9 protein-coding genes are annotated in these 14,601 nt (G+C 50.9%); 8 read left to right on the forward strand and 1 reads right to left on the reverse strand.

Features of this window, described 5'->3' with window-relative positions:
- Positions 1–2 precede the first annotated feature (2 nt).
- Positions 3–2,474 (reverse strand): penicillin-binding protein 1A, encoded by a 2,472-nt coding sequence (locus ACO6VE_RS09990; protein ID WP_422461090.1) that lies wholly within the window; start codon positions 2,472–2,474, stop codon positions 3–5.
- A 299-nt stretch (positions 2,475–2,773) separates the two neighbouring features.
- Here ACO6VE_RS09990 and ACO6VE_RS09995 point away from each other — a divergent pair, with 299 nt between their 5' ends.
- From ACO6VE_RS09995 to gltB, 8 genes are all read left to right on the forward strand, one after another.
- Positions 2,774–3,838, forward strand: coding sequence for a pilus assembly protein PilM (locus ACO6VE_RS09995; protein ID WP_422461092.1), 1,065 nt, complete (start codon positions 2,774–2,776; stop codon positions 3,836–3,838).
- Positions 3,838–4,401: a PilN domain-containing protein gene (locus ACO6VE_RS10000; protein WP_422461094.1), complete on the forward strand. Its 564-nt coding sequence runs from the start codon at positions 3,838–3,840 to the stop codon at positions 4,399–4,401. The genes ACO6VE_RS09995 and ACO6VE_RS10000 overlap by 1 nt, the downstream gene beginning before the upstream one ends.
- Entirely contained in the window at positions 4,398–5,009 is a 612-nt protein-coding gene (locus tag ACO6VE_RS10005; protein ID WP_422446341.1) for a type 4a pilus biogenesis protein PilO, read from the forward strand. Before ACO6VE_RS10000 ends, ACO6VE_RS10005 begins: the two co-directional genes overlap by 4 nt.
- Positions 5,006–5,539, forward strand: a complete 534-nt coding sequence (locus ACO6VE_RS10010) for a pilus assembly protein PilP (protein WP_422461096.1) — start codon at positions 5,006–5,008, stop codon at positions 5,537–5,539. The genes ACO6VE_RS10005 and ACO6VE_RS10010 overlap by 4 nt, the downstream gene beginning before the upstream one ends.
- Before the next feature lie 254 nt (positions 5,540–5,793).
- Positions 5,794–7,836 (forward strand): type IV pilus secretin PilQ, encoded by a 2,043-nt coding sequence (locus ACO6VE_RS10015; protein ID WP_422461098.1) that lies wholly within the window; start codon positions 5,794–5,796, stop codon positions 7,834–7,836.
- 126 nt (positions 7,837–7,962) lie between these two features.
- The gene (aroK, locus tag ACO6VE_RS10020; protein WP_422461100.1) at positions 7,963–8,484 is read left to right on the forward strand and encodes a shikimate kinase AroK; all 522 of its coding nucleotides are present in this window, start codon (positions 7,963–7,965) and stop codon (positions 8,482–8,484) included.
- A gap of 14 nt (positions 8,485–8,498) precedes the next feature.
- On the forward strand, positions 8,499–9,578 hold the full coding sequence (aroB, locus tag ACO6VE_RS10025; protein ID WP_422461102.1) for a 3-dehydroquinate synthase: 1,080 nt from the start codon (positions 8,499–8,501) through the stop codon (positions 9,576–9,578).
- Positions 9,579–10,089: 511 nt separating this feature from the next.
- Entirely contained in the window at positions 10,090–14,547 is a 4,458-nt protein-coding gene (gene gltB, locus ACO6VE_RS10030; protein WP_422461104.1) for a glutamate synthase large subunit, read from the forward strand.
- Positions 14,548–14,601 lie beyond the last annotated feature (54 nt).

Consider the following 14,601-nt stretch of genomic DNA (forward strand, 5'->3'; position numbering starts at 1 on the left):
TATCAAAAAAGATCTTCCGGTGAAAACTCATGGTCCATCTCACCAAGAGATGGCAGCCCTTCATCACTGTATTGTTGCGGAGCGTTTTCCTGGAGGAAAATTTCAAAAATAGCGTTGGGATCTCCGGGCAGTGCAAGCTGTCCGGTTTCTGGTGAAATTTTCAGGGTGATCATGCCCTCCGGTTGTGCCGGTTTATGTTCCGGTTTGCCTTCCAGGGCGGTGTGCATATAGTCAATCCAGATGGGCAGAGCTGCATTGGCTCCGTATTCCCAGCGCCCGAGGGTTGAAAAGTCGTCCATACCCACCCATACGGCAGTCAGGACATCCGGGTTAAAGCCAACAAACCAGGCATCTTTACTGTCATTGGTGGTTCCGGTCTTACCGGCGATATCCTCCCGTTTTAATTCCCGGGCGCGTCTGCCGGTGCCTTTCCAGATGACATCATTCAGGATGTCGTTCATGATGTAGTTCACTCGGGGTGACATAACGGATTGGGCGATTACCGGCTGATCGTCGGGTTCAGTGAGCAAAGTGTCTTCCTGAATCAGCATTTCCTCAAGCTCTGGATCGCTGAAAAGGGGGGGCTCTTCTTCACCCTCCATGGTGTCTTGATTCAGGCTGGCGATACAGCTTTCATTGCAGGCTATTGCTGCGTTGGCGGCAAAAATAAGTTCGTCATTGGTCTCAATTCGCTGGATAAACCAGGGCTCAATGCGGAAACCGCCATTGGCCAGAACTGCATAGCCAGAAGCCAGTTCCAGCGGTGTCATGGAAACATTGCCCAGGGAAAGTGACAGATCACGGCTTAAAGACTCTTCCTTGAAACCCAGCTGCTTAAGATAGTTAACGGTTTTGCTGATACCCATCTGGCGCAGAACACGGATAGAGACCAGGTTCCTGGAGCGATAGAGACCTTCACGCAGACGCATGGGGCCGTTGAACTTCATATTGTCATTATTTGGCCGCCAGCTATCTTCAAGATTGGCATCATCAAAGACAATTGGTGCATCATTGACGATGGTTGCCGCAGTCATGCCGTTAGCAATGGCTGCTGCATAAACAAAGGGTTTGAATGATGAGCCTGCCTGACGAATGGCCTGCGTGGCGCGGTTATACATGCTGTCATAGAAGTTGTACCCTCCCACCAAAGCCAGAATTGCACCATTTTCCGGGTGCATGGAAATCAGGGCTGCCTGTGCCTGTGGTTCCTGGGCCAGACGATAACTGCCATCTTCTGTAAGCCTGACCCAGATCTGGTCTCCGATTCTCACAACATCCGCAGGTGTTTCAGGTGTACGACCAACGCTGTTTACGGTCAGAAAGGGCTTTGCCCAGCTCAGATTTTCCCAACTGATTTTACCGCTGTTGCCGTCTTTCAGGCCGATTTCAACGTCTTCCTCGCCAACCCGGGTGACCATGGCGGGTAACAGAATACCGGGCGATGGAGTTTTATTGATGCGCTGCTGCCAGCCCTCTTCCGGAATATTATCAAACAGGTTGGTGACCGGGCCCTGGTAACCATGGCGTTCGTTGTAGGCCATTAACCCCTGGGCTACCGAAAGGTTGGCCGCATTTTGCAGCTCGCTGCTGGTGGTGGTGTAGACTTTAAAACCTTCGGTGTAGGCATCCAGACCGTATTGCTCAACCATTTGCTGTCGAACCATCTCGGCGATATAAGGCGCTTCAAGTTCGATTTTTGCGCCATGATAGCGGGCAGTAACCGGCTGGCTGACGGCGTTGCTATATTCTTCATGGGTGACGTAGCCAAGATCTTTCATTCTTCCCAGGATCCAGTCCCGTCGGATCAGGGCCCGTTTGGGGTCATTGATCGGGTTATAGCGGGAAGGTGCTTTTGGTAAACCGGCAATCATGGCAATCTGGGCCAGATTCAACTCATCGATGGCTTTGCCATAGTAAACCTGTGCGGCGGCCTCGACGCCATAAGAGCGGTTTCCCAGGTAAATTTTATTGAGATAGAGTTCAAAGATTTCATCCTTGGACAGTTGCTGTTCTATTTGCAAAGCGAGTAGGATTTCATTGAATTTTCGCGAAAATACCCGCTCGTGGCTCAGGAAGAAGTTCTTGGCCACCTGCATTGTTATGGTACTGCCACCGGACTGAATGCTGCCGGTGCTGACCAGTTGCACAGCGGCCCTCATCAGGCCCATGATGTCAACGCCGGGATGGTAATAAAAACGGTCGTCTTCGGCAGCCATAAAGGCTTTGATCAGGTGTATGGGGGCGTCTTCAAACTGAATGGGGGACCGGCGTTTTTCGCCGAACTCGGCAATGAGAAGATTATCTTGAGAGTAAACTCGCAGAGGTGTCTGTAATTTGGCGTCTCGCAAGGACTCCACAGAAGGTAGCGAAGGACTGAGGTATAAATAGGCACTGGCACTGACAAGCAGAATTCCACTGGCTACTGTTACTAGTGACCAGAGCAGGAATTTAAGAAGTTTAACCGACCGTTTCATGCTGTTAGGGCATCCTGATTAAGCGAAGGCCACCGGCTGAAGTTGTGACATCTTTGAACTGTCTTGTCATAACAAGAGTCGTCCTGACAGCCGTTCGTGACTGAGTATTATATGGTGAAATGGCCATCAGCTGAAAATGTGGTTTTCCTGTACGCGACACCGTCTTGGGTTGCCGAAGGATCTTCCTTAAAAATCCAGTGTTTAGAGTTGGCTGAATGGCGACTGTAATTGCGAAAGTATACAGACTGTTATTAAATTAAGGCCGTTGATCTTATAACTAATAATCAAGGATTGCACCAGTGTTTGGGCTGCTGAAGAAAAAATCAAATGCCGTGTTAGGGGTGGATATAAGCTCGACATCTGTCAAAGTCATTGAGTTAGGGCTGAAAGGCAGTGTTTACCGAGTGGAAGCTTTCTGTGTTGAGCCCCTTCCGCCAGGAGCCGTGGTTGAAAATAATATTCATGAAGTTGATGTCATTGGTGAAGCCGTTGCAAGAGCTCTCTCCCAATCCAGAACTGGCCTGAAAAACGCCGCCGTTGCGGTGTCAGGCGCTGCCGTTATCACCAAAACCATCGATATGGATGCTTCCCTCAGTGAAGATGAGATGGAAACCCAGATTTCTGTTGAGGCAGACCAGTATATTCCCTACGCCATGGATGAAGTGGCCATCGACTTTGAAGTTCAGGGTCTGAACGAAAAAAATCCCGAGCGGGTTGAAGTTTTGCTGGCAGCCTGCCGTCGTGACAATGTTGAAATGCGCGAAGAGGCACTTCGACTTGGTGGATTAACGGCCAGGGTTGTTGATGTCGAAGCCTTTGCCATGGAGCGGGCGTGCGAATTGATTGATGGCCAGCTTGACCTGCCAGATCAGGATCCGGTGCTGGCTATCGTCGATATTGGCGCCACGAAAACCACACTGAATGTGATCAGCCGTGGTAAAACCGTATACACCCGTGAGCAGTTATTCGGTGGACGGCAGTTGACTGATGAGGTTCAGCGCCGTTACGGGCTCACCCCTGAAGAAGCAGAGAAAGCCAAGTGTAAAGGGGGACTGCCTGATGATTATGAACCTGAAGTTCTGGAGCCCTTTCGTGAAACGGTGGTTCAGCAGGTATCACGTTCATTGCAATTCTTTTATTCATCCAGCCAGTTCAATGATGTGGATGCAATTGCCCTGGTAGGAGGATCCGCATCAATCCCGGGTATGGCGGAAATGATTCAGGACAAACTGGGGGTCCCGACCAGGCTGGCAAATCCTTTTGCCGGAATGTCCATGGCTGGGAAAGTGGATAAGGACCAACTGGCCACTGAGGCCCCGGCGCTGATGATCGCCTGTGGCCTTGCCATGAGGAGTTTCGACTGATGGCAAGAATTAACCTTTTACCCTGGCGTGAAGAACTCAGGAAAGAGCGCAAACAGCGTTTCATTGCCCTCTGGGCGATAACGGTGCTGGTTGGTATTGGCCTGGTCTTTGTCGGTGATCTTTATATCAGCAATAACATCAGTCAGCAGCAGAGCCGTAACCAGTATCTGCAGAATGAAATTACGCAGCTTAATCAGCGGATCAGTGAAATCAAGGACCTGAGAACCAAGAAAGAACAACTGCTGGAGAGGATGCAGGTCATTCAAAACCTGCAGGGCAACCGCCCTGTGATTGTTCGCATATTTGACCAGGTCGCACATGTGGTTCCTGAGGGGGTTTATTTCAAGCAGATAACCCTGGAGGGAGATCGTCTGTCGCTGGTCGGGGTTGCCGAGTCCAATAATCGTATCTCTGCCTTGATGAGAAACTTCGATAACTCTGAATGGTTTGCTGAGCCAAATCTGACAGCGGTCAGGAAAGTAGCGGCTAACAGCCAGCGCTGGAATGAGTTTGATCTAACGGTTAAGCAGATCAACCCCACTCAGGCCAAGGGGGGACTATGAACCTTACAGATTCAATACAAAAGCTGAATGAGCTTGATCTGAATGACATTGATTTCGATAACATCGGTTCATGGCCTCTGGGAGCCAGGGTCTTTGTCTGTATTCTGACTCTGGCGTTAGTGCTGGGGCTTGGTTATCAGTTTCACCTGACCGGTTTGCAGAAGCGGTATGATGCTGCTGCCAGTAAAGAGCAGGATTTACGGGAGCAGTATCGAATCAGGGCGTTCCAGTCGGCCAACCTGCAGGCCTACCGCGAACAGATGACGGAAATGGAAAACTCGTTTGGTGCACTGGTGAAACAGCTGCCCAGTGATACAGAGGTGCCCGGGCTGCTTGAAGACATTACCTTTACCGGGCGTGGAGCAGGTCTTCAGATCGAAGAAATAAAACTTCAGGATGAAAATGTCAGCCACTTTTATATAGAGCTGCCAATCAGTATTGGCGTGACCGGCACATACCATGATCTGGGTAACTTCGTCAGTGGTGTCGCCAGTCTTTCGCGAATAGTTACCCTGCATGATTTTGAGATTCGCCCGGGCAAGAATGGTCAGTTAACCATGAACATCCTTGCAAAAACTTACCGCTACAATGATCAGGGGGGGCTATGATGAAGCTGCTTCAACTTGTCTTTGTTGCCGGTGCTGCGCTGATTCTTTCCGGATGTCTGGATGGTGGCCGTGGGTATCAGGATATTGATGACTATATGGCTGAGATGAGGGCCCGTCCTACGGGTAATATTGAGCCATTGCCCAAGTTCAGGCCTTATGAGGCGTTTACTTATCAGGCATCTGCCTTGCGCAGCCCTTTTAAGCAGCCGGTGAAAATTGAACTGACCACGGAACAGCTCAATAGCAACATCAAGCCAGACCCACACCGTGTTAAGCAGTACCTGGAACAGTTTGAACTGGACTCGTTTCGTTTGGTAGGCTCTATCAGTAACGACGAAGGATTCTGGGGGCTGGTGCGTGGCTCTGACGGTGTTCACCGGGTTCGTGTGGGTGATTTCATGGGGCGTAACCATGGTCGTATTACTTACCTCGATGACCAGGAGTTGCGTGTGACCGAGATTGTTCCTGCTGGTCCAGGTTACTGGATTGAGCGACCAAGAGTTCTCCGCGTTAATTTTAATAATCAGTGATTTTATTTCCTTTATTGTGAATTAATCATCATATTTCCAGCAAGGATGCTGCTGTCACACCCTGAGCGGTTGACAGTGCGCGGCTGGCTGTGTTGAGTTAGTCAACTGTATTCAGGGATGGACGGCTTTTTTTATCTGGGGGATGCTTCAGCATGAGCGGGTATGGTTTTGAGCCATAGTGGCGGAATGGGCTGGATTATTTAACAGTGATGCCGATGAAAAAAACAATTCTAATTCTGAAATAGGTAAGTTAGATGAATATTAGTCCCCTGTTGCAGGCCAGGGCTGTCCGAGGGCTTCTGTATACGTTGCTGGCCATGTTGCCTATTTCCGTGTGGGGTGTCACCCTGAAAAATATGGATTCAGCGGCATTGCCGGGAGAGATGGTTGAGATACGTTTGAGCTTTGATGGCGCGGCACCGGTTGCTCATGGCTACAGCATTGAGAAGCCTCCCCGGATTTCCATAGACCTGCCTTTTACCCGCAGTGAACTCCCCAAGTACAACGAGATTGGTTTTAATAATGCCAAGAGCGTGACTGTGCTGGAAGCCGGAGACAGAACCCGCCTGGTTATTAATCTTCAGCAGCCTACCCGCTTCAGCACCCAGGCTGATGGCAGGACACTGAGCATTTACCTTGGCGAGAATAACAGCACCACGGCGGTGCAAAGGGAGTTACCTCAGCGGAGCCAGTCATCCTATCAAGTCCCGGAAATGCGAAGAGGTATTACTGATATTGATTTCCAGCGAGGTGATGATGGTGAGGGCGAGGTTATCATCGCCCTGTCCGACGCCAGGATTCCGATGGATATGAATGAGCAGGGGGGGCGTATCCGTCTGGAGTTTCAGGGCAATGTATTGCCGCAGAACCTCAGAAATCGCCTGGATGTTATCGACTTTGCTACACCGATCAAGTTTATTGATGCCGCTGTTGAGGATGGTAACAGCATTATTACCATAGAGCCCAAGGGAGAGTTTGAGTATCTGGCCTATCAGACAGACAATCTGCTGACTGTCAGTGTCAAGGCTCCAGACCCTAAAGATCGTAGTAGACGAAAAGCAGGGCTCTCCTATAAAGGTGACAAACTGTCGTTAAACTTTCAGGATATTGAAGTCCGGGCGGTGCTTCAGTTGATCGCTGATTTTACCGATCTGAATCTGGTGGCATCGGATACGGTTGGGGGTAATGTAACCCTGCGACTGCAAAATGTTCCCTGGGACCAGGCGCTTGATATTGTGCTTAAGGCTAAAGGGCTCGATAAGCGTTTGGAAGGCAATGTTCTTACCGTGGCTCCGGCAGCGGAAATTGCTGCACGTGAACGTGAGCAGCTGGAGAACGAAAAACAGATTCGTGAGTTAGCCCCGGTATATACTGATCTGGTTCAGATTAATTACGCCGACGCTGAAGAAATTGCCACGGTACTGAAAGGCGCAGAAGGTGCCAGCCTGCTGACAGAGAGGGGCTCGGTTCAGGTGGTGGCAAGAACCAATAGTCTGTTGATCAAGGATACTCAGGTCAAGCTGGATGAATTAAGGGCGCTGATTGATCAGCTGGATATTCCTATTCGGCAGGTGATGATTGAAGCTCGTATCGTGACGCTAAGCTCTGACTTCAAAGAAGAGTTGGGTGTTAAGTGGAGTGGGTCAAAAAAAGATGCGCTCAAGAATGATAACAGGGGACTCTCTATTGGTGGTGGTAAGGATAATGATGTATTCACTGACCTGAGTATAACCGGAGGGACTTCAAGTGCTATTGCCATCGGCTTCTCCAGCAAAGGTGGCACCATTTTGAACCTTGAGCTCTCTGCCCTGTTGAGTGATGGCGGAGGCGAAGTAATTTCACAGCCAAAAGTCATTACAGCGGACAAGAAAACCGCAGTGATCAAGTCAGGTAAAGAAATCCCTTATGAGGAGAAAACTTCCAGCGGTGCAACTTCGGTCGCGTTCAAGGATGCGGTGCTGGGGCTGGAGGTGACACCTCAGATTACCCCGGATGGTCGCGTCATTATGGATATCAAGATCAATAATGACGATACAACCAATCAGGCATCTAATAACGTACCAATTATTTCCACCAATGAGATCACTACCCAGGTTCTGGTTGAAGATGGTGAAACAGTCGTTCTGGGTGGTGTCTTTAAGCAGACTATAAAAAACGGCGTTGATAAAGTACCAGTTCTGGGTGATATTCCCTGGGTTGGTGGCTTGTTCCGCAAAAAAACAGAGAGTGATGAAAAAGAAGAACTTCTGGTCTTTATAACGCCCAGAATCATTACTGAAGGTGTTTCATTGCGTTAAGCTGCTGGCATTTAGCAGGTTTTAAAATCTCTGACGGGAGCCCTGGCTCCCGTTTTTTGTTGTCATCACTGCTTGCGATGCGCTACGCTCGCTGCACACAGGCAGGAAGTCAGGCTGGCAAAGAGCATGCCATTAACAAATATCTATCTTATTGGTCCCATGGGGGCAGGCAAAAGTACCATTGGCAGGATGCTGGCAAAAGAGCTGGCTCGACCCTTTCTTGACTCGGATCATGTGATTGAAGAACGCAGTGGCGCGGATATTCCCTGGATTTTCGATGTTGAAGGCGAGCTGGGGTTTCGGGACAGGGAAACCCAGGTCATCGAAGATATTTGCACTCAGAAAGGCGTCGTCATGGCAACCGGTGGGGGGGCTGTTGGCCGATTGGAAAACAGACGGCAGTTGAGCACCAATGGGTTTGTGGTTTATTTGAGTACCCCGGTAGCAATTCAATTGCAGAGAACGGAAAAAGACAAACGACGACCATTGTTGCAACGGGCAGACCGTGCAGAGGTTCTGACCAGGTTGCTTGAAGAGCGTGACCCACTGTATCGGTCGATCGCAGACCTTGTTCTGGACACGGCCACCATGTCACCCCGGCAAGTTATAAAAAAAATCGTTCAAACGGTTGGTTTGGGAAAACAGTGAGGGAGTCATCTACCATGCTGGAACTTAAAGTCGATCTGGGAGATAGAAGCTATCCCATTTTTATCGGCTCCGATCTTTTGTCAGACGCTGAACATTTCCAGTCTTACATTAAAGGTCGGCGTGTTGCCATTGTCACCAACGAGACGATCGCCCCTTTCTACCTGGATCTCATTAAGCGCACCCTGGCAAATTATGATTTGACGGTCATCACTTTGCCGGATGGTGAGCAGTATAAAAACCTCGAAACACTCAACCTTATTTTCGATCAGCTGTTGCAGGAACGGCATACCCGCAAAACCACGTTGCTGGCGTTGGGTGGCGGTGTTATTGGGGATATGACCGGTTTTGCTGCGGCCTGCTATCAGCGGGGTGTGGATTTTATTCAGGTTCCAACGACACTGCTCTCCCAGGTTGATTCCTCAGTAGGAGGAAAGACCGGGGTCAACCATGCCCTGGGTAAAAACATGATCGGTGCCTTCTATCAGCCCAATGCCGTCATTATCGATACGCTGACACTGAACACATTACCTGACCGGGAGCTATCAGCAGGACTGGCAGAAGTAATCAAATATGGTTTGATTTGCGATAAACCGTTTTATCAGTGGTTGCAGGAAAGCATTGGGCGTTTGCTGGATCGTGATCCAGAGGCACTTTCCTACGCAATCCATCAATCCTGTCAGGACAAAGCCAGAGTGGTCGAGGCGGATGAGAATGAGTCCGGTATTCGTGCCATTCTCAATCTTGGGCACACCTTTGGTCACGCAATAGAAACGCATACCGGCTATGGCTCCTGGCTGCACGGTGAAGCGGTGGCTGCTGGTATGGTGATGGCGGCTGATCTTTCCTGCCGGGAAGGCCATATATCCAGAGAAGACGTCGATGGGCTTATATATTTGCTTGAGCGTGCCAGCCTGCCGGTGATGCCTCCTTCTGGTATCAACCCGGATCGCTTTCTTGAGCTAATGGCAGTGGATAAAAAAGTGCTGGATGGCCAGTTGCGGCTGGTGCTTCTGGACTCTGTTGGTCATGCTGTGGTGACGGATGGTTTTAGCTATCAACATTTAATGGACTGCCTTGAGCAGTTCTGCTCCTGAATACTTTATCACTGGCTGGAGCGTGCTCTCCAGCTCTCACTTTATTAGTCATAACTATTCCTGGATGTGTGAATTTGCTGTAAAAAGCTTCAATATATCAATCTGTTATTACGGTTTTTAATTGCATTGATGCGGGTCATTTGTGATTGCAGTGACAGCCGTGTAAAATGGCGAGCCGTTTTGCCTGCCAATTGGTCATAAGCCAGATTTGGTTTTATGCACTTAAGCTGCATAATTATGGCGGGAAGTCCTGTTACCAGAGGCAGAAAGCACACGGGTTACAAAACCGGTTACAAAACAGTTATGGCTCTACAGGGTAGTGTGCCGGTGGTACACCAAAGATGTTTAAACGATGTGTATTCACCTGATTCAGAAAGTGGAACATGAAGCCTTCCGGATAGGAGTCAACTTCAAGGTGGAAGCGGGCTCCGGGAAAGTCGGGATGACTTTTGGTTAAGGCGAGGCGAGCCAGAAAAATAATGGGTTGATGAGGTTGGTAGAGAAAGTGCCTATGAAAGCAGGTCTGTATAATCCCGGGGAGTTTCGGGATAACTGTGGTTTCGGGCTCATTGCCCAGATGGAAGGTAAGAAAAGTCACCACCTTCTGAAAACGGCGATTGAAGCACTGACCTGTATGACTCACCGTGGCGGTATTGCTGCCGACGGTAAAACAGGCGACGGTTGTGGTTTGTTGATTCAAACACCGGATACTTTTTTCCGAACGGTTGCGAAAGAAAAGTTTGGCTGCGAGCTGCCCGGCCAATATGCCGTAGGGATGGTCTTTCTCAACACGGACAAGGCCCGGGCGAAAAAAGGCAAAAAAACGCTTGAGAAAGAGTTACAGAAGCAGCGCCTCAACGTGGTAGGCTGGCGCCAGGTTCCTGTTAATGTTGACTGCCTGGGCCCCATCGCCAAAGATCTGTTACCAGGCATTGAACAGATTTTTGTTACCCCCGAAGGTGAGCTTGACGAGAAAGAGTTTAATGCCAGGCTCTACATGGCCCGCCGTTACACCAATATGGCGATGGTGGAAGACCAGGATTACTATATCTGCTCACTGTCGCCCAGGGTCATTACTTATAAAGGTTTGATGATGCCGGTGGACCTGCCGACATTTTATCCGGACCTTGGTGATACCCGCTTTGAAACCGCCATCTGTGTATTCCATCAGCGGTTTTCTACCAATACCATGCCGCGCTGGCAGCTGGCCCAGCCATTCCGCATGCTGGCTCACAACGGTGAAATCAATACCATCACCGGTAACCGTAACTGGGCAGAGGCCCGTCGTCAGAAGTTCCAGTCACCGTTGCTGCCAACGCTTGATGATATTTCTCCTCTGGTGAATCGCACCGGCTCTGACTCATCCAGCCTGGATAATATGATGGAGGTGCTGGTCGCGGGTGGTGTGGATCTCTACCGTGCCATTCGCATGCTGGTTCCGCCCGCATGGCAAAATGTCGACACCATGGATCCGGACCTCAGGGCATTCTATGAATACAGTTCCATGCATATGGAGCCCTGGGATGGCCCTGCCGGCCTGGTTATTACCGATGGCCGCAACGCCGTCTGTGCCCTGGACCGAAATGGCCTGCGCCCGTCACGCTGGGTTATTACCAGAAACGGTTATTTGACCGTGGCTTCAGAAGTTGGCGTCCATGGCTATAAGCCTGAAGATGTGGTTGCCAAAGGCCGGGTTGGGCCGGGAGAAGTTCTGGCGATTGATACCGAAACAGGCGAACTGCACCAGGCCCATGATATCGATGACAAACTGAAAGTCCGCCAGCCCTATAAAAAGTGGCTGAAGCAGAACGCCTATCGTATCCGTTCCCACTTCAGTGAAGATGATTACAAGGTTGACCACCTGTCTCCTGAGCAGCTAAACGTCTATCAGAAGATGTTTATGGTCACCTTTGAGGAACGTGATCAGGTGATCCGTCCACTGGTGGAGTCTGGCCAGGAAGCGGTGGGTTCTATGGGCGACGATACACCAATGGCCGTGCTCTCTGGCAGAACTCGAACGGTTTATGACTACTTCCGCCAGCAGTTTGCCCAGGTAACCAACCCGCCCATTGATCCACTGCGTGAAGCGATTGTCATGTCGCTGGAAACCTGCCTGGGTCGTGAGCTGAACCTGTTTGAAGAAACACCGGAACACGCTGCCCGGGTCATTCTCAAGTCACCCGTACTGTCCACTGCGAAATTCCTGGACCTGATGAGTGTTCGTCATCAGCATAAGTCCTTTGAGACAGCCACCATCAACCTGACTTACGACCCGTCTATTGGTCTTGAGCAGGCGGTGTTGAATATCTGTGACCAGGCGGAACAAGCGGTGCAATCCGGCAAGGTATTAATCTGCCTTTCTGACCGCCATATCGATCAGGGACTGCTGCCAGTGCCAGCGGCCATGGCGACGGGTGCCGTGCATCACCGGTTGATTGGCAAAGGCCTGCGTTCTGAGTCGAATATTATTGTTGAAACCGCGTCTGCCCGTGATTCCCACCAGTTTGCAGTACTGATCGGGTTTGGTGCCACCGCCGTATACCCTTATCTGGCCTATGAAATCATCAATGACCAGATTCGCTCCGGTGAGGTAATGACCGATCCCCGGGAAGCGTACAAGGCTTACCGTAAAGGCATCGGCAAAGGGCTGATGAAAATCCTTTCCAAAATGGGAATCTCGACCATTGCCTCCTATCGGGGAGCGCAGCTGTTTGAAGCCGTGGGTCTTGCCAGAGAGATTGTCGATCTGTGCTTCTGCGGTGTTCAAAGCCGTATTCAGGGAGCCCGTTTCGAAGACTTCCATTATGAACTGGGTCTGCTGGCTGAAACGGCCTGGAAAGCCCGTAAGCCGATTCAGCAGGGCGGCCTGTTGAAGTATGTACACGACAGTGAGTACCACGCTTTCAACCCGGATGTGGTGCAACAGTTACAGGTTGCCGTTAAAACCGGCGACTATCAGGAGTACCGGAAGTACGCCGAACTGGTCAACCAGCGTCCAGTGGCTACTTTGCGTGACCTGCTGGGTCTCAAGCGCAATGATCAGGCACTGGCGGTGGATGAGGTTGAATCTGTTGGCGATATCGTGCGCCGGTTTGACTCTGCGGCCATGAGTCTTGGTGCTTTGTCCCCGGAAGCTCATGAAGCTCTGGCGGAAGCGATGAACCGTCTTGGTGGTCGCTCCAACTCCGGTGAAGGTGGTGAAGATGAAGCCCGCTTCGGCACCAATCGTATGTCCAAAATCAAACAGATTGCCTCGGGTCGTTTTGGCGTAACCCCTCACTACCTGGTGAATGCCGAAGTCCTGCAGATCAAGGTTGCCCAGGGGGCCAAGCCCGGCGAAGGTGGTCAGTTGCCCGGTGGCAAGGTAAATGAGCTGATTGCCCGTCTGCGCTACTCTGTGCCGGGTGTTACCCTTATTTCACCGCCACCGCACCATGATATCTATTCCATCGAGGATCTGGCTCAGCTGATTTATGACCTTAAACAGGTGAATCCCGAGGCGCTGGTTTCCGTCAAGCTGGTATCTGAACCTGGCGTCGGTACTATTGCAGCAGGCGTTGCCAAGGCGTATGCGGATCTGATCACCATCTCCGGTTATGATGGCGGTACTGCTGCAAGTCCTCTGACGTCTATCCGTTATGCCGGTTCACCGTGGGAGCTGGGCCTGAGTGAAGCCCATCAAACGCTGCGTGGCAATGATCTGCGTGGTAAGGTTCGCCTGCAGACGGATGGTGGTCTCAAGACCGGTCTTGATGTGGTCAAGGCGGCCATTCTCGGTGCGGAAAGTTTTGGTTTTGGTACTACACCGATGATTGCCATGGGTTGTAAATACCTGCGTATCTGTCATCTGAATAACTGCGCTACCGGTGTGGCGACTCAGGATAAGTCACTCCGGGAAGAGCACTTCAAGGGTGATGTTGAAATGGTTATGAACTTCTTCACCTTTGTTGCTGAAGAAGTGCGTGAGTGGCTGGCCTTGCTGGGTGCCAGAACCCTTGAAGAGGTGGTCGGCCGCACTGAGTTGCTGGAGATTTTGCCGGGCCTGACGGAAAAGCAGCAGAACCTGGACCTGTCCCCGATTCTCGGCAGTGCCGATGTGCCTGCGGATAAGCCCATGACCTGTCAGGTAGATCGTAACCCACCCTACGACAAAGGTGAGTTGGCGGAAGAGATGGTCCGCCAGACGATGGATATCATCGAAAACGGAGAAGGTGGTGAGTTCAGTTTTACGGTTGGCAACTGTGATCGCTCCATCGGTGCCCGTCTATCCGGTGAGATTGCCAAACGTTACGGTAACCAGGGCATGGCGGATAACCCCCTGAAGCTGAATCTGACCGGTTCCGCAGGGCAGAGCTTTGGTGTCTGGAACGCGGGTGGTCTGGAGATGCGCCTGGAAGGGGATGCCAACGACTATGTGGGTAAGGGCATGACCGGCGGTAAGCTGGTGATCTACCCGCCGGTTGGCAGCAGTTTTGTCACCCATGAAACCTCTATCATTGGTAACACCTGTCTCTATGGTGCCACCGGTGGAACATTGTACGCAGCGGGTCGTGCAGGTGAACGTCTTGGTGTTCGTAACTCTGGTGCCAATGTTGTGGTGGAAGGCGCAGGCGACCACTGTTGTGAATACATGACCGGTGGTCTGGTGACTGTACTGGGCCGGGCGGGTCATAACTTCGGTGCGGGCATGACCGGTGGTTTTGCCTACGTGCTGGATCTGGAAAGAAGTTTTGTTGATCGTTATAACCATGAATTAGTGGATATACATCGCATTGATAATGAAGCCATGGAGCCTTATCAATCACACCTGCTGAGTGTCCTGGAAGACTATGTTGCCGAGACCGGCAGTACCTGGGGGCAGGAGCTGATTGAAGACTTTTATGACTACAGTGGTCGTTTCTGGCTGGTGAAGCCAAAAGCTGCCAGTCTCGATACCTTGCTGGCCAGTACCCACGGTAGCCCTGAGTAATCAGGGTGTCCGCAGGGGGGGCAAACGAACAGGTATTGAATCTACGAACAGCTT

The organism is Endozoicomonas sp. ALB115 (genome assembly GCF_049310245.1).
Taxonomy (GTDB): domain Bacteria; phylum Pseudomonadota; class Gammaproteobacteria; order Pseudomonadales; family Endozoicomonadaceae; genus Endozoicomonas.

Bases quoted from the DNA above. Each gene is read 5' to 3' on its own strand.
- ACO6VE_RS09990 (WP_422461090.1), bottom strand. From the start codon at position 2,474: ATGAAACGGTCGGTTAAACTTCTTAAATTCCTGCTCTGGTCACTAGTA.
- ACO6VE_RS10000 (WP_422461094.1), top strand. From the start codon at position 3,838: ATGGCAAGAATTAACCTTTTACCCTGGCGTGAAGAACTCAGGAAAGAG.
- ACO6VE_RS10005 (WP_422446341.1), top strand. From the start codon at position 4,398: ATGAACCTTACAGATTCAATACAAAAGCTGAATGAGCTTGATCTGAAT.
- ACO6VE_RS10010 (WP_422461096.1), top strand. From the start codon at position 5,006: ATGATGAAGCTGCTTCAACTTGTCTTTGTTGCCGGTGCTGCGCTGATT.
- ACO6VE_RS10015 (WP_422461098.1), top strand. From the start codon at position 5,794: ATGAATATTAGTCCCCTGTTGCAGGCCAGGGCTGTCCGAGGGCTTCTG.
- aroK (WP_422461100.1), top strand. From the start codon at position 7,963: ATGCCATTAACAAATATCTATCTTATTGGTCCCATGGGGGCAGGCAAA.
- aroB (WP_422461102.1), top strand. From the start codon at position 8,499: ATGCTGGAACTTAAAGTCGATCTGGGAGATAGAAGCTATCCCATTTTT.
- gltB (WP_422461104.1), top strand. From the start codon at position 10,090: ATGAAAGCAGGTCTGTATAATCCCGGGGAGTTTCGGGATAACTGTGGT.